Annotated in this window: 2 protein-coding genes; both read right to left on the reverse strand. The window is 74.9% G+C overall.

Annotated elements, in window-relative coordinates; genetic code table 11:
* Positions 1 to 611: beta-ketoacyl synthase N-terminal-like domain-containing protein (locus ACFU74_RS00005; RefSeq protein WP_380749137.1), on the reverse strand; the 611-nt coding region annotated here is incomplete at its 3' end.
* A gap of 2 nt (positions 612 to 613) precedes the next feature.
* Positions 614 to 23,371, reverse strand: a complete 22,758-nt coding sequence (locus tag ACFU74_RS00010) for an SDR family NAD(P)-dependent oxidoreductase (RefSeq protein ID WP_380749140.1) — start codon at positions 23,369 to 23,371, stop codon at positions 614 to 616.
* Positions 23,372 to 23,793 lie beyond the last annotated feature (422 nt).

A 23,793-nucleotide genomic window follows, 5' to 3' on the forward strand; every position in this document is an offset into this window, starting at 1 on the left:
GACGACGAGCACGCCGTGTCCACCGACACCGCCGGACCCTCCAGCCCCAGCAGGTACGACACCCGCCCGGACGTGGCACTGGTGGCTGTTCCGGTGGCGAGAAAGCCTTCGAGGTCCGGCGGCGGCTGGTTGCCGTAGCCGGAGGACCACAGGCCGGTGAAGACGGCGGTCCGGCTGCCGCCGAGTGTGGTCGGGTCGATGCCGGCGTACTCGAAGGTCTCCCAGGCGGTCTCCAGCAGCACCCGCTGCTGCGGGTCCATAGCCAGCGCCTCGCGCGGCGAGATGCCGAAGAACCCGGCGTCGAATCCGGCCCCGTCGGCGAGGAAGCCGCCCGATCGGCTGTAGGTGGTGCCCGGCCGGTCCGGGTCGGGGTCGTGGACGACGTCCCAGCCACGCTCCGGCGGGAACTCGGTGATCGCGTCCACGCCGTCCGAGACGAGCCGCCACAGCCCGTCCGGGGACTCCACGCCGCCCGGGTAGCGGCAGCCCATGCCGATGATCGCGATCGGCTCGCGCGCGGCCTCCTCCATGTCGGCGAGGCGCTTGCTGAGGACTCCCAGGTCGGCCGTGGCGCGCTTGAGGTAGGTGCGGAGCTTCTCTTCGTCGGACATCGCTACTCCTCAGCGTTGCGGGACTCGCCCGAGCGGATGACCTCGGTCCTGCGGTGCACATCGTCCAGAAGGCTGAACAGTTCGTCGTCGCTGGCCTCGTCGACACCGGCCGCGGAGCCGGTACGTCTGGCGGTCCAGGCCGCGAGGAGTGCTTCGAGACGGGCCGCGACGGTCTCGTGGTCGGCGTCGGCGGCTGCCGCGTCCAGGGTGGACTTGAGCCGGTCGAGTTCGGTGAGCAGGGGGTCGGGTCCGGTGCCGTGCAGCCGGGTGTGCACGAAGGCGGCGAGGCGGGCCGGTGTCGGGTGGTCGAAGACGAGCGTCGCGGGCAGGCGCAGGCCGGTGTCCGCGTCGAGCTGGTTGCGCAGTTCCACGGCGGTCAGCGAGTCGAACCCGAGGTCGGTGAACGCCTGGCCGGGGTCGACCGCCTCCGGCGACGGGTGCCCGAGGACCAGGGCGGCCTGGCCCACCACGAGCTGCAGCACGTCGGCCTGCGTCCACACGCGGTCGGCGGCCTGCCTGCGCCGGGGCCGTACCAGCTCCCGCAGCAGGGTGGGCGGGTCGCCGGCGCGGCGCAGCGCCGGCAGGTCGAACCTGACGGGGGCGAGGGTGGGGGTGCCCGCGGTCAGCGCGGCGTCGAACAGGGCCAGCGCGTCCGTCGTCGGCAGCGGCCGAACACCGGCCCTGGCCAGGCGGTGCCGGTCGGTGGCGGTCAGGCCTCCGGTCATGCCGCCGACCTCCGCCCAGTAGCCCCAGGCGAGCGACACGGCCGGTTGTCCCTGGGCGTGCCGGTGTGCGGCGAGGCCGTCGAGGTACGCGTTCGCGGCCGCGTAGTTCGCCTGGCCCGCGCCGCCCAGCACGCCGGCCGCCGACGAGAACAGCACGAACGCCTCCAGGTCCGAGGTCAGTTCGTGGAGGTGCCGCGCCGCGAGGGCCTTCGGGTCCCACACCCGCGCGAACTGCTGCGGGGTGAGGGACTCCACGACGGTGTCGGCCAGCGTGCCCGCGGCGTGGATCACCGAGGTGACCGGGTGTACGGCGAGCAGCCGCGCCACCGCCCCGCGGTCGGACACGTCGCACGCCACGATGTCGGCGGTCGCGCCCAGCCCGGCCAGGCCGGCGGCCAGCGCGGCCGCGCCGGGGGCGTCCGGGCCGCTCCGGCTGACCAGCAGCAGGTGCCGCACGCCGTGCCGGACGGCGAGGTGGCGGGCGATCGCGCCGCCCAGGGCGCCGGTGCCGCCGGTGACGAGCACCGTGCCCCCGGGGCTGAGCGGCGAGGGCAGCGGTTCGGTCCGCACCCGTTCGAGGCGGGGGACGTGGACGGCGCCGACGCGGATCGCGAGCTGGGGTTCGTCGCCGGCCAGCCGGACCTCGTCGCCGTCTCCACCGTCGACCAGCACGAACCGGCCGGGGTGCTCGGTGGCGGCCGACCGGACCAGGCCCCAGACGGCGGCGGCCTGCGGATCGACGTCCTCGCCCGGCCGGACCGGCACGGCGTTGCGGGTGGCGACCACCATGCGCGGGGTGTCCGTGGCGAGGAAGTCCTGGATCGCCCGCAGGGTCTCGACGGGCGAGGCGGCGTGGTGGACCGGGATGTCCGGTGCGGTGGTCGCCGCTTCCAGGACCGGCCACGCCACCTGGTACGGCACGTCCTGGGTGGTGGCCCCGGCCGGCCTGCGCAAGGTCAGCGAGGCGATCTCGGCGACCGGCGCGCCCGACCGGTCGGCGAGGCCGATCGCGCAGGTGTCCCGGCCGGTCACGGTCAGCCGGACCCTGGCGTGTTCGGCGCCGCGCCAGCAGGAGATCCCGGTGAAGGAGAACGGCAGCTTCGCCCGGTCGTCGGCGACGGTCACGGTCTGGATCGCGGCGTCGAGCAGGGCGGGGTGCAGGGCGAACCGGGTGTCGCCGGGGGGTACGGCCACCTCCGCGTAGAGGGTGTCGCCGTCGCGCCAGGCCGCCCGCAGACCCTGGAAGGCCGTGCCGTAGGCGAATCCGGCGTCGGCCAGGTCGTCGTAGAAGGCGTCGAGGTCGACGGCTTCGGCCTGCGGCGGCCACTGCCGTGCCCAGGGCTCCCGTGGTGCGACGGGTACGGCGCCCAGGGTCCCGGTGGCGTGCCGGACCCACTCGCCGTCCGCGCGCGAGTGGATCGAGACGCTGTGCCGGCCCGCCCGGTCGGGGCCGACGGTCACGGACACCTGCACGCCGTCTGCGACCACCAGCGGTGTCTCCAGTGTCAGGTCCTCGACCGCCGGGCAGCCGACGTGTTCGCCGGCCCGGAGCGCCAGGTCCACGAACGCCGCGGCGGGCAGCAGGGGCGAGCCCGAGATGACGTGCTCGGTGAGCCACGGCTGCGCGGCGGTGGTGAGTTGTCCCGTCAGCACCACTCCGTTGTCGTCGGGGAGTTCCATGACGTCCCGCAGCAGCGGGTGGTCCAACCGGCCGTCACCGGTCGGTGCCGGGGTGGCGGGGTGGAGCCAGTAGTGCTGGTGCTGGAAGGCGTACGAGGGCACGCGCACCGTCGTCGTGGTCGCGGGCGGCTCCCAGCCGACGGCCCCGTCCGCCCACAGCCGCCCGAGCCCCGCGAACAGCCGCTCCGGGGAATCACCACCACGGCGCATCAGCCCGCTGCCCACCAACAACGGATGCGGACCCACCTCCACGAACCCCGTCACGCCCTGGCCCGTCAGCCACTCCACCGCGTCCGCGAACCGCACCGGCTCCCGCACCTGCCGCACCCAGTACCCCGCCTCCCCCATCTCCACCGGACGCCCCACCACCGTGGAAACCACCGGGATGACCGGCTCGCCGAACGACAGACCCTCCGCCACCCGGCCCAACTCCTCCAGCACCGGATCCATCCGCGCCGAATGGAACGCATGACTCACCGCCAGCCGCCGCACCCGGCGCCCACGACCCCGCCACACCCCGGCCACCGCCTCGACCGCCGCCCCGTCGCCCGACACCACCACCGCGTCCGGCGCGTTGACCGCCGCCACCTCCACACCCGGCACCAGCGACGCCGCCACCTCCTGCGGCGAAGCCTGGAGCGACACCATCGCCCCACCCGCGGGCAACCCCTGCATCAGCCGGCCCCGCGCATCCACCAGCGCACACGCGTCCTCCAGACCCAGCACCCCCGCCACATGGGCCGCCGCCACCTCACCCACCGAATGCCCCACCACGAAGTCCGGCCGCACCCCCAGCCACTCCACCAACCGGAACAGCGCCACCTCCAACGCGAACACCGCACCCTGCGTGAACTCCGTCTGCCCCAACACCCCCTCCCCGTCCTCGAACAGCACCTCCACCGGCAGACCGAGGAGTTCGCAGACCTCGTCCAACACCCGCGCGAACACCGGGAACACCCGGTACAGACCCCGCCCCATCCCCGCCCACTGACCACCCTGACCGGAGAACACGAACGCCGACCGGCCCGGGGAGGCAGTGCCCGTGACAGTTCCGGATCCTCCGTCGATCAGCGCGTCCAGCCCGGCCGGGTCCGTCAGCACAGCACGGTGCGGAAACCGAGCGCGCGCGGCCACGTCCGCGGCCACGTCGGCCGGTGTGACCTCGGGGTGCTCGGCGAGGAACCCGCGCAGCCTCCGGGCCTGGTCGCGCAGGGCCGCGTCCGACTTCGCCGACAGCAGCCACGGCACGGGCACTGCGGCTGCGGGCGTGGGAGCGGGAGGGGACTCGGGTGACGTCTCCTCGGCCGGTGCCTCCAGGATCACGTGCGCGTTCGTACCGCTGATGCCGAACGCCGAGATGCCCGCGCGACGCGGGTGGCCGTGATCGGGCCAGGGCCGGGCCTCGGTGAGCAGCCGGACGCTCCCGGACTCCCAGTCGACGTGGGAGGTCGGCGCGTCCACGTGGAGGGTCCGCGGCAGCTCACCGTGCCGCATTGCCAGCACCATCTTGATCAGGCCCGCGACGCCGGCCGCCGCCTGGGTGTGGCCGATGTTCGACTTCACCGACCCCAGCCACAACGGCTCCACCCGGTCCCGGCCGTACGTCGCCAACAGCGCCTGCGCCTCGATGGGATCGCCGAGCGTCGTCCCCGTACCGTGCGCCTCCACCGCGTCCACATCCGCCGCCGACAGCCCGGCATTCGCCAACGCCTGACGGATCACCCGCTCCTGCGACGGACCGTTGGGCGCGGTCAGTCCGTTCGACGCCCCGTCCTGATTGACCGCCGAACCCCGCACCACCGCCAGCACCCGGTGACCGTTGCGCCGCGCGTCCGACAACCGCTCCAACAGCACGACACCCGCGCCCTCACCCCACGCCGTACCGTCGGCAGCCTCGGCGAACGCCTTCACCCGGCCGTCGGGGGCCAGGCCGCGCTGGCGCGAGAACTCGACGAACCCCGCCGGCGTCGCCATCACCGTCACACCACCGGCGAGCGCCAGCGAACACTCTCCCGAGCGCAGCGCCTGCGCCGCCAGGTGGATCGCCACCAGCGACGACGAGCACGCCGTGTCCACCGACACCGCCGGACCCTCCAGCCCCAGCAGGTACGACACCCGCCCGGAGGTCACACTCGTCGCCGTGCCCGTCGAGAGGTAGCCCTCCAGGTCGGGCGGCTGTGCCCCGGCGCCATAGCCCGAGGACCAGATGCCGGTGAAGACGCCCGTCCGGCTGCCCCGCAACGACGTCGGATCGATCCCCGCATCCTCGAACGTCTCCCACACCGTCTCCAGCAACACCCGCTGCTGCGGATCCATCGCCAACGCCTCACGCGGCGAGATCCCGAAGAACCCGGCATCGAAGCCACCCGCGTCCGCCAGGAATCCACCCACCCGCGTGTACGACCTCCCCGGCCCACCCGCCGGATCGTAGAGACGACCCACATCCCACCCGCGGTCCGACGGGAACTCCCCCACCGCATCCACCCCGCCCGACACCACACCCCACAACTCCTGCGCCGACCCCACCCCGCCCGGATACCGGGCCCCCAGCCCCACGACCACCACCGGATCACCCGACACCGCAACCCCCACCGGCACGGGTGAGGCAGGGGCCTGGCTCCGGGCACCGACCAGGAGGTCCCGCAGGTGGCCGGCCAGCGCGCCGGGGGTCGGGTGGTCGAAGGTCAGCGTCGCGGGCAGCCGTACCCCGGCGACCGCGGACAGGCGGTTGCGCAGTTCCACCGCGGTGAGCGAATCGAATCCCAGGTCCTTGAAGGCGCGCTCGGCGCCGACGGCAGCGGTGTCGGTGTGGCCGAGGACCGCGGCCGTCTGGCCGGTGACCAGTTCCAGGACGCGGCTGTGCTGCTCGGCCTCGGGCAGGGCCGCCAGCTCCCTGCCCAGGCCCGGCCGGTCCGTGCGCCGGGTGGGCCCGGTACGGGTGAGGCGGCTGAGCAGGGGGCGGGTGGACGCCGCCGACAGGTCGAGGTGTGCGGGGACCAGCGCGGGATCGGCGGCGCCCAGGGCCAGGTCGAACAGTGCCAGCGCCTGGTTCGTGGGCATCGGCAGCACGCCGGCACGGGCGAGGCGTCGGCGGTCGGTACCGGTGAGGTGTTCGGTCAGCCCGCTGGCCTCGGCCCATTGTCCCCAGGCCAGCGACACGCCCGGCAGGCCCAGGGCACGCCGGTGCACGGCGAGGGCGTCCAGGAAGGCGTTCGCGGCGGCATAGTTCGCCTGGCCCGGGCCGCCCAGCACACCGGCGGCGGACGAGAAGAGCACGAATGCGCTCAGGCCGAGGTCCTTCGTCAGCTCGTGCAGGTGCCAGGCGCCGTCGGCCTTGGGCCGCAGCACGTGGTCGATCCGGCCTGGCGTGAGGGATTCGACGACCCCGTCGTCCAGCACGCCGGCCGCGTGCACGACCGCGGTCAGCGGGTGTGCGGCCGGGATCGATCCCAGCACGGCCGCCAGCGCCTCCCGGTCGGCCACGTCGCAGGCCACCACCTCGGCGTCGAAGTCCACCTCCGCCGCGCTCCTGCTGAGCAGGAGCAGGTGCCGGATGCCGTGCCGGTCGCGCAGGTGCCGGGCGACGAGGCGGCCCAGCGTTCCGGTACCTCCGGTGATCAGCACCGTACCGTTCGGGTCGAGCGGGCCGGATGCCCGGGCCGCTTCGGCCCGTACCAGGCGGGCGGCGCGGGCCGCGCCGTCGCGGACGACGAGCTGCGGTTCGTCCCCCGCGACCAGGACGCGGTCGTCGGTGTCGACGAGCACGAACCGGTCGGGGTGTTCCGCCTGGGCCGCGCGGACCAGGCCCCAGACGACGCTCGCCGGCAGGTCGACGAGGCCCGGCCCGACCGCCCCGCGGGTCACGACGGCCAGCCGGCCGTCCCCGTCGCGCAGGAAGTCCTGGAGCACGCCCAGCGTCTCGGCGGCGACGGTGTGCGCGGCCGCCACGGGGTCTCCCGCCGGGGAGGTGACGTGGTGGACGGCCGGGGGTTCGCCGGTGCTCTCTACGGGCACCCAGTCGAGCCGGAAGAGCCGGCTGGTCCCGGCGACCATCATGTCCGGCGGCCGGTGGCGCACGGTCAGCGCCTCGATCACCGCCAGCGGCCCGGAATCGTCGGCGAGCGCGACCCGGAAGGTGTCGGGGCCGGTGGGTGTGAGGCGGACCCGGGCCGTGGAGCCGGCTTTCCGCATCGACACCCCGGCGAAGGAGAACGGCAGGCGGCCGGCCGCCAGCAGGGTCAGCGGCTGGAGTGCGGCGTCGAGCAGCGCAGGGTGGAGACCGAAACGGTCGCGGGTGTCGGCGGGCAGCGCCACCTCGGCGTAGAGCTCGTCGCCCTGCCGCCGGATCTCGCGTACGCCCGCGAACGCCGGCCCGTACTCGTAGCCCTGGGCGGCGAGGTCGTCGTAGAAGTCGGTCAGGTCGACGGGCTCACCGGCCGGCTGCCAGGGCTCGCCGGTGTCGTACGGGTGGGGGCGGCCGGTCGCCAGCGTGCCGGTGGCATGCCGCAGCCAGGTGCCGTCCGTCCGGGAGTGCACGGTGACGGGGCGTCGGCCCGTCCCGTCCGGTGCGCCGACGACGACCTGGACCGGCACGGACCCGTCGTCCGGCAGGATCATGGGGGCTTCCAGCACCAGTTCGTCCAGGACGTCGCAGCCGGCCTGCCGTCCGGCGTGCACGGCGAGTTCGACGAACACGGTGCCGGGCAGCAGCACGGAGCCCAGGACGACGTGGTCGGCCAGCCACGGCCGGGTGGCCGTCGAGAGCCGCCCCGTGAGCAGGACGCTCCGGTCCCCGGCCAGTTCGACGACGGCCCCGAGCAGCGGGTGCCCGGCCGAGTCGAGTCCCGCAGCCGACACGTCGCCCTTCGCGGCGGCGGGGTTCAACCAGTACGGCCGGTGCTGGAAGGCGTACGTCGGCAGCGGGACGTGGTGGGGCTCGCCGGGGAAGAGCGGCGTCCAGTCGACGGCCACGCCCTGCGTATGCAGGCGCGCCAGGGCGAGGTGGAACTCCTGCCTGCCGCTGCCGCGGCGCAGCGTGCCGGTCGCAACGCCGTCCATCAGCGGCACCAGTACGGGGTGCGGGCTGACCTCCACGAACACGCCGTGCCGGTCCTGCGTCAGGGTCTCGACGGCGAGGTCGAAGCGTACGGGTTCGCGGAGGTTGCGGTACCAGTAGCCGGCGTCGAGGGCGGAGGTGTCGACCGGCTCACCGGTCACCGTTGAGTAGAACGGGATAGGTGCCGGGTGCGGCGTGATGTCGGCGAGGTCGGTGAGCAGTTGCTCGCGGATCGCCTCGACCTGGGCGGAGTGGGCGGCGTAGTCGACGGGCAGGCGGCGGGCGCGGACGCCGTCGGCCGCACAGGCCGTCAGCAGTTCGTCCAGCGCCTCCGGATCGCCCGACACGACGACCGAACCGGGGGCGTTGACCACCGCCACCGTCAGCCGGCCGTCCCAGCGGGCCACGAGGTCGACGGCCTGCTCGTGCCCGAGCCCGATGGAGACCATGCCGCCGTGTCCGGCCAGGGCGACCAGGGCCCTGCTGCGCAGCGCGACCACCCTGGCGGCGTCCTCCAACGACAGCGCCCCCGCCACGTACGCCGCCGCGATCTCCCCCTGCGAATGCCCCACGACCGCATCGGGCACCACACCATGCGCACGCCACAGCTCCGCCAGCCCCACCATCACCGCGAACAGGGCAGGCTGCACCACATCCACCCGCTCCAACGACCCACCACCGGTCAACACCTCCACCAACGACCAGTCGGTGAACGGCGCCAACGCCGCCCCACACGCATCGACCACCCCCCGGAACACCGGCTCCGAGACGTACAACTCCCCACCCATCCCCACCCACTGCGCACCCTGCCCCGGAAACACGAACACCGACCGACCCGGCGAACCGGCCACACCCGTGATGACGCGGGGGTCTCCGTCGGCGAGGGCGGCCAGGTCCGCCACGAGGTCGGTCCGGGTGCCGCCGACCAGGGCCGCCCGGTGGGCGAGCATGGTGCGGGTGGTGGCGAGGGCCCGGCCGATCGCGGCCGGCCGGAGTCCGGGGTGGGTGGTGACGTGGTCCGCGAGCCGTCGGGCCTGGGCGCGGAGAGCGTCGTCCGTCTTGCCGGACAGCAGCCACACGGTGGGCTCCGCGGAGTCGTCCGCGGCGGGTCGTTCGGGGGCTTCCGCCGGGAACTGTTCGATGACGACGTGGGCGTTGGTGCCGCTGGCCCCGAAGGCGGAGATGCCCGCGCGGCGGGGACGCCCCGCCTCCGGCCACGGCCGGGCCTCGGTCAGCAGCCGGATGTCACCGGTGTCCCATGCGACATGCGGCGTGGGCTCCTGGACGTGCAGCGTCTGCGGCAGTTCGGCGTGCCGCATCGCCATGACCATCTTGATCACGCCCGCCACACCGGCCGCCGCCTGCGTGTGCCCGATGTTCGACTTCACCGACCCCAGCCACAACGGCTCCACCCGGTCCCGGCCGTACGTCGCCAACAGCGCCTGCGCCTCGACGGGATCGCCGAGCGTGGTGCCGGTGCCGTGCGCCTCCACCGCGTCCACCTCGGACGGCTCCAGCCCCGCGTTCGCCAGGGCCTGACGGATCACCCGCTCCTGGGAGGGGCCGTTGGGCGCCGTCAGGCCGTTGGACGCCCCGTCCTGGTTCACCGCCGAACCCCGCACCACCGCCAGCACCCGGTGGCCGTTGCGCCGCGCGTCCGACAACCGCTCCAGCAGCACCAGCCCCGCGCCCTCGCCCCACGCCGTACCGTCGGCCGTCGAGGAGAAGGGCTTGCACCGGCCGTCGGGGGCCAGGGCACGCTGCCGGGAGAACTCCGTGAACTGCAGGGGGGTCACGCTCACGGTCACCCCGCCGGCCAGGGCGAGTGTGCACTCCCCCGAGCGCAGTGCCTGCGCGGCGAGGTGGATCGCCATCAGTGACGAGGAGCAGGCGGAGTCGACGGACACGGCCTGGCCCTGGAGGCCCAGCAGGTAGGAGACCCGGCCGGAGGTGATGCTCGGCGAGATGCCGGTGGCGAGGTAGCCCTCGGTGTCGGGCGGTGCCTGGTCGGGGCTGCCGACGTAGCCGGATGCCCAGATGCCGGTGAAGACGCCCGTCCGGCTGCCCCGCAACGACGTCGGATCGATCCCCGCGTCCTCCAGCGTCTCCCACGCCGTCTCCAGCAGCACCCGCTGCTGCGGATCCATCGCCAACGCCTCACGCGGCGAGATCCCGAAGAAATCCGCATCGAACCCCGCCGCATCCACGAGAAAACCACCCGACCGCGTGTACGACGTCCCCGGGTGATCCGCATCCGGATGGAACAACCCCTCGACGTCCCACCCCCGGTCACCCGGGAACCCCCCGATCGCATCCACCCCGCCCGACACCAGACCCCACAGCTCCTCCGGCGACCCCACCCCACCCGGCAGCCGGCACCCCATCCCCACGATCACCACCGGATCGGACGACACCGCAACCCCCACCGGCACCACCGACGCCACATCCCCGCCCGCGCCGGAGAGTTCGGCTGCGAGGTGGTCGGCGAGGTCGGCGGGGGTGGGGTGGTCGAAGACGAGGGTCGCGGGCAGCCGCAGGCCGGTGGCGCCGGCGAGGCGGTTGCGCAGTTCGACGGAGGTCAGGGAATCGAAGCCCAGGTCGCGGAAGACGAGTCCGGGGGTGATCGCCGCGGCGTCGGAGTGGCCGAGGACGGTGGCGGTGTGGGCGGCGACCAGGGACAGCAGGTCCGCAGCGGGCGCCTTCGGTGTCGGCAGGGTCTGCGGCATCGAGAGGTCGGCCGTGGTCAGCGCGGGACGTCCGGCGGCCAGCGCGGTGTCGAACATGGCCAGGGCGCGTTCGGTGCCCATGGGGCGGATGCCCTTGCGGGCGAGGCGTCGGCGGTCGGCCGCGGTGAGGTGGGCGGTCATGCCGCTCTCCTCCGCCCAGTGGCCCCAGGCCATCGACACGGCGGGCAGTCCGAGGGTCTGCCGGTGTGCGGCGAGCGCGTCGAGGTAGGAGTTCGCGGCTGCGTAGCCGGCCTGGCCGGCGGTGCCGAGGACGCCCGCGGCCGCGGAGAACAGCACGAAGGCGGCGAGGTCGTGCTCACGGGTCAGCTCGTGCAGGTGCCAGGCCCCGTCGACCTTGGGACGCAGCACCCGGTCGAGCTGCTCCGCGGTCAGGCGTTCCACCACGGTGTCGTCGAGTACGCCGGCCGCGTGGACGACGGCGGTGAGCGGATGCCCGGCCGGGATCGAGTCCAGTACGGCCGACAGCGCGTCCCGGTCCGCGACGTCACAGGCCGCGACCCGCACCTCGACGTCCCCTTGCGGCTCCAGGTGCGGCACCGCCCCGCCGCCGCGGCTGACGAGCAGCAGGTGCCGCACCCCGTAGCGGGCCACCAGGTGCCTGGCGACGGCCCGGCCGAGGGTGCCGGTGCCTCCGGTGATCAGCACGGTGCCTTCGGGGTCGATCGGCCGGGGGACGGTGAGGACGATCTTGCCGATGTGGCGGGCCTGGCTCATCAGCCGGAAGGAGGCGACGGCCTGGCGGAGGTCCGCGGAGGTGACCGGCAGCGGCTCCAGCGTCCCGTCGGCGACCATCGCCACGACCCTGGAGAGGATGTCGCCCTGCCGTGCGGGGTCGACGTCGTTGAGGTCGAAGGCCCGGTAGATCAGGCCTTCGGGTGAGCGGACGTCCGTCTTGCCCAGCTCGACGAACCGCCCGCCGTCGGCGAGCAGCCGCAGGGAGGCGTCGGTGAGTTCTCCCGCGAGCGAGTTGAGGACGACGTCCATGGCCGGGAACCGGTCGGCGAACCGGGTGTCGCGGGACGAACCGATGTGGTCGTCCGCCAGTCCGAGGCGCCGCAGGGTGTCCCACTTGGCGGGGCTCGCGGTGGCGAAGACCTCCGCGCCGCTGTTCAGGGCCAACCGGATGGCGGCCATGCCCACACCGCCCGCCCCGGAGTGGACCAGGACGCGGTCGCCGGGGCGCAGTTCGCCGAGGTCGAACAGCCCGTACCAGGCGGTGGTGAACGCGATCGGCACCGACGCCGCCTCGGTGAAGCTCCGGCCGTCGGGGATCGCCGTCAGGAGCCGGTGGTCGGCGACCGCGCGCGGCCCGAAGGCGCCGGGCATCATTCCCATGACGCGGTCGCCGGGCCGCCAGGCCGTGACGCCGGGGCCGACCTCGACGACGGTGCCGGCCCCTTCGCCGCCCAGCGGGGGCCGGTCCGGGTACATGCCGAGGGTGATGAGCACGTCGCGGAAGTTCAGGCCGGCCGCGCGGACGGCGACCCGTACCTGTCCGGGTTCCAGCGCGGCCTCCTGCCAGGGCAGCAGGGCCAGGTCGTCCAGTTGCCCGGTGCCGGACTCGCTCAGCCGGTACGCGCCGTCGGGTGCGGTCGGTTCCGGCACGTACCCGGCCTGCCGAGGCACGAGGACGCCCTCCCCGCGAAGGGCCAGTTCGGGTTCGTCGCCGGCCGTCATGGCGGCCCGGACCGCGTCCTCCTCGGACGCGTCGCCCATGTCGACCAGGACGAACCGGCCGGGGTGCTCGGCGGCGGCGCTGCGGACCAGGCCGCGTACGGCCGCGCCGGCCACGCCGCGGGTCAGGACGGCCAGGCGTGCGGCGGCCCGCTCCGGCTGCTCGGCCAGGAACTCCTGGACGAGCACGCGGGCCCGCTGGACGAGGGCGTGCACGGAGTCCGCGTCGGCTCCCCCGGTGAGTACCGGGCTCGGTACCACCTCGGTCGGTGTGCCCGCGGTGAGGGGCACCCACTGGGTGTGCAGCACCGCGGCCCGGGCCTCGGCGGCCGGACGGACGGTCAGCGCGGTGATGTCCGCGACCGGGTTGCCGGACAGGTCGGTCAGTGTCGCGCGGTAGGTGTCGGTGCCCGTACGGACCAGGTGGACCCGGGCGGCCGACACACCGGTGGTGTGCACGGCGACGCCGGAGAAGGAGAACGGCAGCCGGATCCGGGTGTCGGGGCTGAGCAGGATCAGCGGCTGGAGTGCGGCGTCCAGGAGCGCCGGGTGGAGGCCGAAGCGGGCGCCGTCGGGGACGGACACCTCGGCGTACAGTTCGTCCTCGCCCCGCCACAGCTCCCGCACGCCCCGGAACGCGGGTCCGTACCGGTATCCGAGTCCGGCGAGGAAGGCGTAGAACCCTTCGGGGTCCACGGGTTCGGCGTTCCCCGCGGGCCGGTCGAGGCGTCCGGCCGCCACCCGGCCGCCGAGGCTCCCGGACGCGTGGCGGACCCAGCCGTCGCCGCCCTTGGAGTGCACGGTGACCGGGCTGCGGCCGGCGTCGTCGGGGGCACCGATCGAGACCTGGATGTCGGTGGGTGCGTCCGAGAGCGCGAGGGGCAGGTGCAGGACGAGGTCGTCCAGGGTCCCGCCGGCCAGGGTGGCGAGTTCGAGGAAGGCGGTGCCCGGCAGCAGGACCGTGCCGTCGACGGCGTGGTCGGCCAGCCAGGGGTGGGTGCGGAGGGAGACCCGGCCGCTGTGCACGGTGGTCCCGTCGGGCAGTTCGACCGCGGTGCCCGCCAGCGGGTGCCCGGTGCCGTGGTCACCGGCCGCGGGGGTGAGCCAGTAGGTGCTGCGCTGGAAGGCGTAGCGCGGCAGTCTGACGCCGTGCGGGCGGTCGTGCGGCCAGGTCACGGCGACGCCCTGGACGTGGAGGCGGGCCAGGGCGGTGTGGAACTCCCCGATGGCGCCGTGGCCGCGGCGCAGGGTGCCGGTCGCCACGCCGTCCAGGTCCTGCACCAGCACCGGGTGCGGGCTGACCTCCACGAACACCTCGTGGCCGTCGGCGGTGAGCCGGGCGGTGGCCAGGTCGAACCGTACGGGTTCGCGGAGGTTGCGGTACCAGTACCGGGCGTCGAGGGCGGAGGTGTCGACCGGCTTGCCGGTGACCGTGGAGTAGAAGGGAACGTCCGCGGTCCTCGGCTCGATCCCGGCGAGGTCGGTGAGGAGCTGCTCGCGGATCGCCTCGACCTGTGCCGAGTGCGCCGCGTAGTCGACGGGGATGGCGCGGGCGCGGATTCCGTCCCCGGCGCAGGCTGCCAGCAGTTCGTCCAGGGCCCCGGGTTCGCCGGACACGACGACGGTCGAGGCGGAGTTGACCACCGCGACGGTGATCCGCTCGCCCCAGGGGCTCAGGTAGCCGGCGGCGTCGTCCGCGGAGAGCGCGACCGAGACCATGCCGCCGTGTCCGGCCAGGGCGACCAGGGCCCTGCTGCGCAGCGCGACCACCTTGGCGGCGTCCTCCAACGACAGCGCCCCCGCCACGTACGCCGCCGCGATCTCCCCCTGCGAATGCCCGACCACCGCATCGGGCACCACACCGTGCGCACGCCACAGCTCCGCCAGCCCCACCATCACCGCGAACAGGGCAGGCTGCACCACATCCACCCGCTCCAGCGACCCACCACCGGTCAGCACCTCCACCAACGACCAGTCGGTGAACGGCGCCAACGCCGCCCCACACGCATCGACCACCTCCCGGAACACCGGCTCCGAGACGTACAACTCCCCACCCATCCCCACCCACTGCGCACCCTGCCCCGGAAACACGAACACCGACCGACCCACCGGACGCGCCGTCCCGGTCACCAGCCCCGGCGCCGACCGGCCCTCCGCCAGGGCGTCCAGGGCCGTGGCGGTGCCCACCAGCACGGCCCGGTTCTCGAACGCGGTGCGCGCGGCCAGAGCACCCCCGACCGCGGCCGCGCCCACCTCGGGATGCCCGGCGACGAAGGCGCCCAGCCGACGCGCCTGCTCCCGCAACGCCGCCTCGGACCTGGCCGACAGCGGCCAGAGGACCTGGTCGTCCGCGCGGCCCCGGGCAGCGGGTGCGGCGGAGTCGGCCTCGGCGGGCTGTTCGAGGACCACGTGGGCGTTGGTACCGCTGATGCCGAAGGCGGAGACGGCGGCCCGCCGTGGCCGCCCGGTCCCGGGCCAGGCGACCGGTTCGGTGAGCAGCCGGACCGCGCCGGAGGCCCAGTCGACGTGCGGGGAGGGCGCGTCCACGTGGAGGGTCCGCGGCAACTGCCCGTGCCGCATCGCCATCACCATCTTGATCACGCCCGCCACACCGGCCGCCGCCTGCGTGTGCCCGATGTTCGACTTCACCGACCCCAGCCACAACGGCTCCACCCGGTCCCGGCCGTACGCCGCCAACAGCGCCTGCGCCTCGACGGGATCGCCGAGCGTGGTGCCGGTGCCGTGCGCCTCCACCGCGTCCACCTCGGACGGCTCCAGCCCCGCGTTCGCCAGGGCCTGACGGATCACCCGCTCCTGGGAGGGACCGTTGGGCGCCGTCAGGCCGTTGGACGCCCCGTCCTGGTTGGTGGCAGAGCCCCGGACGACCGCCAGCACCTCGTGCCCGTTGCGGCGGGCGTCGGACAGGCGTTCCAGCAGCAGCAGTCCCGCGCCCTCGGCCCAGCCCGCCCCGTCGGCCGCGGCGGCGAAGGACTTGCTGCGGCCGTCGGGCGCGCTCGCCCCCTGCCGGGACATCTCGGTGAACAGCGTGGGTGCCGCGTTGACCGTGACGCCGCCGGCCAGGGCGAAGGAGCATTCTCCCGAGCGCAGCGCCTGAGCGGCCAGGTGCAGGGCCACCAGGGACGACGAGCAGCCGGTGTCCAGGGACAGCGCCGGGCCGAGCAGGCCCAGCTGGTACGCCAGCCGGCCGGACCCCACGCTCGATGCGGTGCCGGTGACCTGGTAGCCCTCCAGGTCGTCGGGGACCGGCCCGGCGGCGTAGCCGGTGGACCAGATGCCGGTGAACACGCCGGTGGGTGTGCCCTCCAGCGTGGTCGGGTCGATACCGGCGTACTCGATGGCCTCCCACGCGGTCTCCAGCAGGATGCGCTGCTGCGGGTCCATGGCGAGCGCCTCGCGGGGCGATATCCCGAAGAACGCCGCGTCGAAGTCGCCGGCGGCGTCGAGGAAGCCGCCCCGGGACGTGCTCGACGTGCGGGGGCGGCTCCCCGTCGGGTCGTACAGGCGGTCGATGTCCCATCCCCGGTCGGCCGGGAAGTCGCCGACCGCGTCCACGCCGTCCGCGGCCAGCCGCCACAGGTCCTCGGGGGTGCCGACGCCGCCCGGGTAGCGGCAGCCCATCCCGATGACCGCGATCGGCTCGTCCGCCGCGGCCGGGGCCCGCGGCGCGTCCTGCTCGCCGGACTCGCCGGACAGGTGGGCGGCCAGCCGTACCGGGGTGGGGTGGTCGAAGACGAGGGTGGCGGGCAGGCTCACCCCGAGCGCGGCGGTCAGGCGGTTGCGCAGTTCCACCGCGGTCAGTGAGTCGAAGCCCAGGTCCTTGAACGCCTGCCGGGGGTCCAGCCGTTCGGGGGTGGCGTGTCCCAGCACCCCGGCGGCGTGGGTGGTGATCAGCTCCAGCAGGTCGGTGCCGTCGGCGGGGGGCGCGGGTCGCGGGGCCTGCGGCCGGGTGCGGGTCCCTGGCAGGTCCCGCAGCAGCCGGCTCGGCCTCGCGTGGGTGTAGGCGCGGGCGAACCGTGCCCAGTCGGCCTCGGTGACGACCGCGAGGGCCTCGTCGTGGTCGAGGACGTCCTGCAGCGCGTCGAGTGCCCGGCCCGGGTCCAGTTCGCCGAGGCCGAGCAGGGTGCGCCGGCGCTGCACGGGCTCCAGGGCCGCCATGCCGCCGCCGGCCCAGATGCCCCACGCGACGGAGGTCGTGGCGCGGCCCTGGGCGCGGTGCCGGGCGGCCAGGGCGTCGAGGAAGGCGTTTCCGGCGGCGTAGGCCGCGCCGTGGCCGTCGCCCCACACGCCCGCGGTGGAGGAGAACAGGACGAAGGCGTCGAGGTCGGGCAGCAGTTCCGCCAGGTTCGCGGCCCCGGCGACCTTGGCCGCGACGACCTCGGCGAACTCCGCCGGTGTCGTGTCGGCCAGCCTGGTCGCCCTGATCGCGCCGGCGGTGTGGAAGACGGCGCGGATGTCGCCGACGCGCTCGACGAGGTCCCGCAGGGCGTCCCGGTCGGCCACGTCGCACGCCGCCACGGTCACCCGCGCCCCGGCCGCCTCCAGTTCGTCGCGCAGGCCGGCCGCGCCGGGTGCGTCGGGGCCCCGGCGGGCGGCCAGCACGATGTGCTCCGCGCCCTGCCGTGCGAGGCGGCGGGCCACCTGTCCGCCGAGTGCGCCGGTGCCGCCGGTGACCAGCACCGTGCCCCGCGGCCGCCAGGTCCGCGCGGCCGGCCCCGACGCTGCCTTGCGGCGCAGCCGCTTGGCGAAGCGACGGGTGCCGCGGATCGCCACCTGGTCCTCGCCCGTGCCGGCGAGCACGGTGAGCAGCGCGTTCACGCTGTCCTCGTCGGGCACGGCGGGAAGGTCGACCAGGCCGCCCCAGCCGTGCGGGAACTCCAGCGCCGCGGACGCGCCGGTGCCCCACGTCAGGGCCTGGGCCGGGCTGGTGACCGGGTCGGTGCCCGAGGTGCTCACAGCGCCGCTGGTCGCGCACCACAGCGGGACGGCCGCCGTCCGAGCCGGGTCCGGGGCACGGAGGAGGTCCAGGGTGCGGACCAGGCCCGCCGGAAGGACCGGGTGGTCGGGGTGCGGCTCCTCGTCCAGCGCCAGCAGCGACAGCACACCGTCCGGCCCGGGCCGGGCGTCCCCGGTGCCGGCCGCGTCCCGGGTGTCGGCCACCGCGAAGCCCCGTTCGCGCAGGGCCTCGGCCCACGGGTGCCCGGCCGGGGCGAGGACGAGCCAGCGAGCCGGGTCCACCGGGGCCGCGGTGCCGCTCACCGGCGCCCATGCCACCTCGTAGCGCCAGTCGTCACGGGGCGCCGGCGGGGTCGCGTTCACCCAGTAGGGCTCGCGCTGGAAGGCGTACGTGGGCAGGTCCGCCCCGGGTGCGGTGCGGGGCAGCACCGGAGTCCAGTCGACGTCCGTTCCGGCGGCGTGGAGGCGTCCCGCCGCGGCGAGGAACTCGGTGAGGCCGCCGTGGTCGCGGCGCAGTGTTCCGGTGGCGGCGACGTCCAGTGCGGGCACCAGCACCGGGTGCGGGCCGACCTCCAGGAACAGGTCGTGGCCGTCGGCGGTGAGCCGGGCGGTGGCCAGGTCGAACCGTACGGGTTCGCGGAGGTTGCGGTACCAGTAGCCGGCGTCGAGGGCAGAGGTGTCGAGCGGCCCGCCGGTGACCGTGGAGTAGAACGGGATCGCCGCCGGCCGGGGCGTGATGTCGGCCAGTTCGGTGAGCAGCCGCCCGCGGATCGCCTCGACCTGCGCGGAGTGGGCGGCGTAGCTGACGGGCAGGCGGCGGGCGCGGACGCCGTCGGCCTCGCAGGCGGCCAGCAGTTCGTCCAGCACGTCGGGGCCGCCGGACACCACGACCGCCGCGGGTCCGTTCACCACGGCGGTGGTCAGCCGCTCGCCCCAGCGGGCCAGGTAGCCGGCGGCCTGTTCGACGGACAGCGCGAGGGACACCATGCCGCCCCGGCCGGCGATGGCGGCCAGTGCCCCGGACCGCAGCGCCACGACCTTGGCGGCGTCCCGCAGCGACAGCGCGCCGGCGACGTACGCGGCGGCGATCTCCGCCTGCGAGTGGCCGACCACGGCGTCCGGCCGCACGCCGTGGGAGCGCCACAGGTCGGCCAGCGCCACCATGACGGCGAACAGGGCCGGCTGCACCACGTCGACGCGCTCCAGCGAGCCGTGGCGCAGTTCGTCGACCAGCGACCAGTCGGTGTACGGGGCCAGCGCGGCGGCGCAGGCGTCGATGCCGGCGCGGAAGACGTCGGACTGCTCGTACAGGTCACGGCCCATGCCGGCCCACTGCGCCCCCTGGCCGGGGAAGACGAACACGGTCCCGCCGGTCCGCACCGGCCGGCCCGGCGGTCCCGGCGGGAGCGCGGCCAGGGCGGACAGCAGGTCGTCCCGGTCGGCGCCGACCACCGCGGCCCGGTGCTCGAACCGGGTGCGGGCGGCCAGTGCGCGGCTGATCGCGGCGGCCGGGACGTCGGGGTGGGCGGTCGCGTACGCGTGCAGCCGATCGGCCTGGGCGCGCAGCGCGGCGTCGGTCCTCGCCGACAGCAGCCAGACGGTGGGGGCGGCCCGGCCGGCGGGCTCGGGCAGGTGGCCGGGGTCCGGGTCGGAGGACTGCTCGACGATCAGGTGGGCGTTGGTGCCGCTGATGCCGAAGGCCGAGATGCCGGCGCGGCGCGGGTGCCCGTGCTCCGGCCACGGCCGGGCCTCGGTGAGCAGCCGGACGCCGCCGGAGGCCCAGTCGACATGCGGGGAGGGGGCGTCGACGTGCAGGGTGCGCGGCAGTTCGCCGTGCCGCATCGCCATGACCGTCTTGATCAGGCCCGCGACGCCGGCGGCGGCCTGGGTGTGGCCGATGTTGGACTTCACCGACCCCAGCCACAACGGCTCGTCCCGGTCCCGGCCGTAGGCGGCCAGCAGGGCGTGGGCCTCGATGGGGTCGCCGAGGGTGGTGCCGGTGCCGTGCGCCTCCACCGCGTCCACGTCCGCCGCCGACAGTCCGGCGTTCGCGAGGGCCTGGCGGATCACGCGTTCCTGGGAGGGGCCGTTGGGCGCGGTCAGGCCGTTGGACGCGCCGTCCTGGTTGACCGCGCTTCCCGCGACGACCGCCAGTACCCGGTGGCCGTTGCGGCGGGCGTCCGACAGCCGTTCCAGCAGTACCAGGCCGGCGCCCTCGGCCCAGCCGGTGCCGTCGGCCGCGGCGGCGAAGGGCTTGCTGCGGCCGTCCGCCGCGAGGCCGTGCTGGCGGGAGAACTCGGTGAAGCCCAGCGGTGTCGCCATGATCGTGGCGCCGCCGGCGAGCGCCAGCGAGCACTCGCCCGCGCGCAGCGCCTGGGCGGCCAGGTGGACGGCGACCAGGGACGACGAGCAGGCGGTGTCCACGGAGAGCGCCGGACCGCGCAGCCCGAGGTGGTAGGCGACCCGGCCGGACGTGACGCTGGTCGCGGTGCCGGTGAACAGGTAGCCCTCCAGGTCCTCCGGCAGGCCCGGCCCGGTCGCGTAGCCGGACGACCAGACGCCGGTGAACACGCCGGTGTGGCTGCCGCGCAGCGAGACCGGGTCGATCCCGGCGTGCTCGAAGGCCTCCCAGGCCGTCTCCAGCACGAGCCGCTGCTGCGGGTCCATGGCGAGCGCCTCGCGGGGCGAGATGCCGAAGAACGCGGCGTCGAAGCCGGCCGCCGCCTCCAGGAATCCGCCCCTGGTGGTGTACGTGGTGCCCGCGCCGCGCAGTTCCGGGTCGTACAGGCCGCCCAGGTCCCAGCCGCGGTCGTCCGGGAAGTCGCCGGTGGCGTCGACGCCCTCCGCGACGAGCCGCCACAGGTCGTCCGGCGAGGCCACCCCGCCGGGGAAGCGGCAGCCCATCCCCACGATGACGACCGGGTCGTCGTGGGCGGCCCGGGCGGCGGGGGCCGACCGGTCGGCGGGGCCGGTGCGCAGCCAGTCGATCAGCTCCGCGGGCGTCGGGTGGTCGAAGACGAGACCGGAGGGGAGGTGCCGGTCCAGGGCGCCGGCCAGGCGGTTGCGCAGTTCGAGCCCGGTGGCCGAGTCGAAGCCGAGGTCCTTGAAGGTGAGCGCGGGATCGACGTCCGCGGGGTTCTCGTGGCCCAGCACGAGTGCGATCTGCGCGGTGACCACGGCGGCCGCGTCGACCGTGCCGCCCGGCCCGGGGTCGTCCGTGTCCGTGCCGCCCGCCCCGGGGTCGCCGCTCTCCGGGCCGCCGTCCGGTCGGCCGGGCGCGGCGCTCCCCGCCGTGTGCGTCCCCCGGCCGGCCGGGGGACGTCCGCTCTGCCCGGCCGTCGCCTCGGGCAGCCAGTACGAACGGCGTTGGAAGGCGTACGTGGGCAGGTCGACCGGTGCGGCCCCGGCGACGGCCGGGGACCAGTCGACCGGTACGCCGGCCACGAACAGCCGGGCCAGCGCGGTCAGGAAGACCTCCGGCCCGCCCCGGTCACGGCGCAGCGTGCCGGTGGCGACGCCGGGCACGCCGGTCCGCTCGCGGGCCTGTTCCAGGGTCTGTTCGACGGCGGGCAGCAGCACCGGGTGCGGGCTGACCTCGACCACGACGTCGTGCCCGTCCGCCAGCAGGGCGGCGGTGGCCAGGTCGAAGCGGACCGGCTCGCGCAGGTTGCGGTACCAGTAGCCGGCGTCGAGCTCCGTGGTGTCGTCGAGGAGGCCGCCGGTCACCGCGGAGTAGTACGGGACGGTTCCCCGCCGCGGCCGCACACCGTCCAGTTCGGTGTGCAGCCGCTCGCGGATCGCCTCGACGTGCGCGGAATGGGAGGCGTAGTCCACCGGGACGACGCGTGCGCGGACACCGTCCGCCGTGCAGGACTCGACCAGTTCGGACAGGGCCCGGGTGTCGCCGGACACCACGACCGAGCCGGTGGTGTTGACCACGGCGACCGTCAGCGCGCCGCCCCGGCGCGACACGTACTCCTCGGCCCGCTCGGCGGACAGGGCGACGGACACCATGCCGCCCCGTCCGGTCAGCGCCACCAGGGCGCGGCTGCGCAGTGCCACGATCCGGGCCGCGTCGGACAGCGACAGCGCGCCCGCGACGTGTGCCGCGGCGATCTCGCCCTGCGAGTGCCCGACCACCGCGTCGGGCTCGACGCCGAAGGAGCGCCACAGTGCCGCCAGGGACACCATCACCGCGAACAGGGCGGGCTGCACGACGTCCACGCGGTCGAGCGGGGCGCCGGCCAGCACATCGGCCAGGGACCAGTCGGTGTGCGGGGCCAGGGCCTGGGCGCACTCGTCCATGGCGGCCCGGAAGACGGGGTACGCGTCGTACAGCTCCCGGCCCATGCCGGCCCACTGCGCGCCCTGGCCGGGGAACACGAAGACGGTACGGCCCGGGGTGCCGGCCCGGCCGGCGGCGACCTGGGCGGAGTCGAGCAGGACCGCGCGGTGCGCGAAGCGGGTTCTGGTGGTGGCCAGCGCGTGCGCGACCTCGGCGCCGGTCAGGTCCGGGTGGCTGCGCACGTGTTCGCGCAGGCGCTCGATCTGCGCGCCCAGCGCCTGCCTGGTCCGCGCCGTGACGATCCACGGCGCCGGCCGGGCCCCGGGGTCGGGCCGCCGGGCCGCCGGCTCGGCCGCACCGGGCGCCTGCCCGACGATCACGTGCGCGTTGGTGCCGCCCATGCCGAACGACGACACGCCGGCGAGCAGGGGCGCGTCCGGCCGCGGCCAGGGGGTCAGGGCGGTCTGGACCCGCAGCGCCAGTGCGTCGAGCGGGATGCCGGGGTTGGGGGTTTCGTGGTTCAGGCTCGGCGGCAGTGCGCGGTGGTACACGCTGAGGACGGCCTTGAGCAGGCCGACGATGCCCGCCGCGCCTTCCAGGTGGCCGACGTTCGTCTTGGCGGATCCGACCCGCAGGGCGCTGTCGGCGTCGCCGGACCCGGCCGGGTCGCGGTAGGCCGCCGCGAGGGCGGCGGCCTCGACGGGGTCGCCGACAGCGGTGCCGGTGCCGTGCAGTTCCACGTACTGCACGTCCGCGGGACGCACGCCGGCACGGTTCAGCGCCTCGCGGATGACCTGCTCCTGGGCCTGCGCGCTGGGCACGGTCAGGCTCCGTGTGGCGCCGTCGTTGTTGACCGCGCTGCCCCGGATGACTCCGTAGACGCGGTCCCCGTCGGCCAGGGCCCGGTCGAGCGGTTTGAGGACGAGGAAGGCGCCGCCCTCGCCGCGGACGAATCCGTTGGCCCGGGCGTCGAAGGTGAAGCAGCGGTCGTCCGGGGACAGGCCGCCGAACTCCGCCGCCCCCTCCTCGCGGGCGGCGCTCAGGTTGAGGTTCACCCCGCCGGCCAGGGCGAGCGCCGACTCGCCGCGGCGCAGGCTCTCGACCGCCAGATGGACCGCGACCAGCGCCGACGACTGGGCCGTGTCGACCGTCATGCTCGGTCCGCGCACACCGAGGAAGTGCGAGACGCGGTTGGCGATGACGCCCCGGCTGGTGCCGGTCAGCGTGTGCGGCGTGATGTGACCGGGGTAGGCCAGGGACGTGTAGTCCTCCCACATCGAGCCGACGAACACCCCGGTCGGGCCGCCCGTCAGCGTGCCCGGCACGATCCGGGCGTCCTCCAGGGCCTCCCAGGCGAGTTCGAGCATGAGCCGCTGCTGCGGGTCCATGCCGGCGGCCTCACGGGGGGACACGCCGAAGAACGCCGCGTCGAAGCCGTCCACCCGGTCCAGGTAGCCGCCGTGCCGTACGCCCTGCCGGCCCGCGGGCGGCGCGGTGATCGCGTCGGCCCCCTCGCACAGCAGGCGCCAGAACGCCGCCGGATCCGGGGCCTTCGGCAGCCTGCCCGCCATTCCGACGACGGCGACACGATCAGCGTCCGATTCCAGGGGGAAGCGCATCACATCGACACCTCATGGGCCGGCGAATGAAGGAAGGCGGGGTGTTTCCGTAGCAGTCCCGACGGTGCGGCTCCGGCCGCGCGAGGCGCCGGAGCATCGAGCGCACGGGCAGCCCGGCGACCCGGTGGTGTCCGAACCCGGGACTCGACCGCGCTTCAGGTGCCTGGATCAGTGGAGCGGTCCCCGAGCGCGACGGCGTCGGCCACGCTCTTCGGGGAGGGTGCACTGGTGAGCTGAGCGCAGGGGTCGAGGTGATGATCGTCCCGCCGCGCAGATGAGCATGGCAGCAACATCACGTCGTCGCCATAGGGCAGGCGAAGGCTGGCTCAAACGAGGCACATCACAACGTCATATGCCTGTATGAAAAAGGCACCGTGGCGAGATCCGTTCCGTGCCCCGTGAAACGCGCCGTTTCCCACCGA

The sequence above is a fragment of the Kitasatospora sp. NPDC057500 genome, from assembly GCF_042802195.1.
GTDB lineage: Bacteria > Actinomycetota > Actinomycetes > Streptomycetales > Streptomycetaceae > Kitasatospora.

Bases quoted from the DNA above. Each gene is read 5' to 3' on its own strand.
- ACFU74_RS00010 (WP_380749140.1), bottom strand. From the start codon at position 23,371: ATGCGCTTCCCCCTGGAATCGGACGCTGATCGTGTCGCCGTCGTCGGA.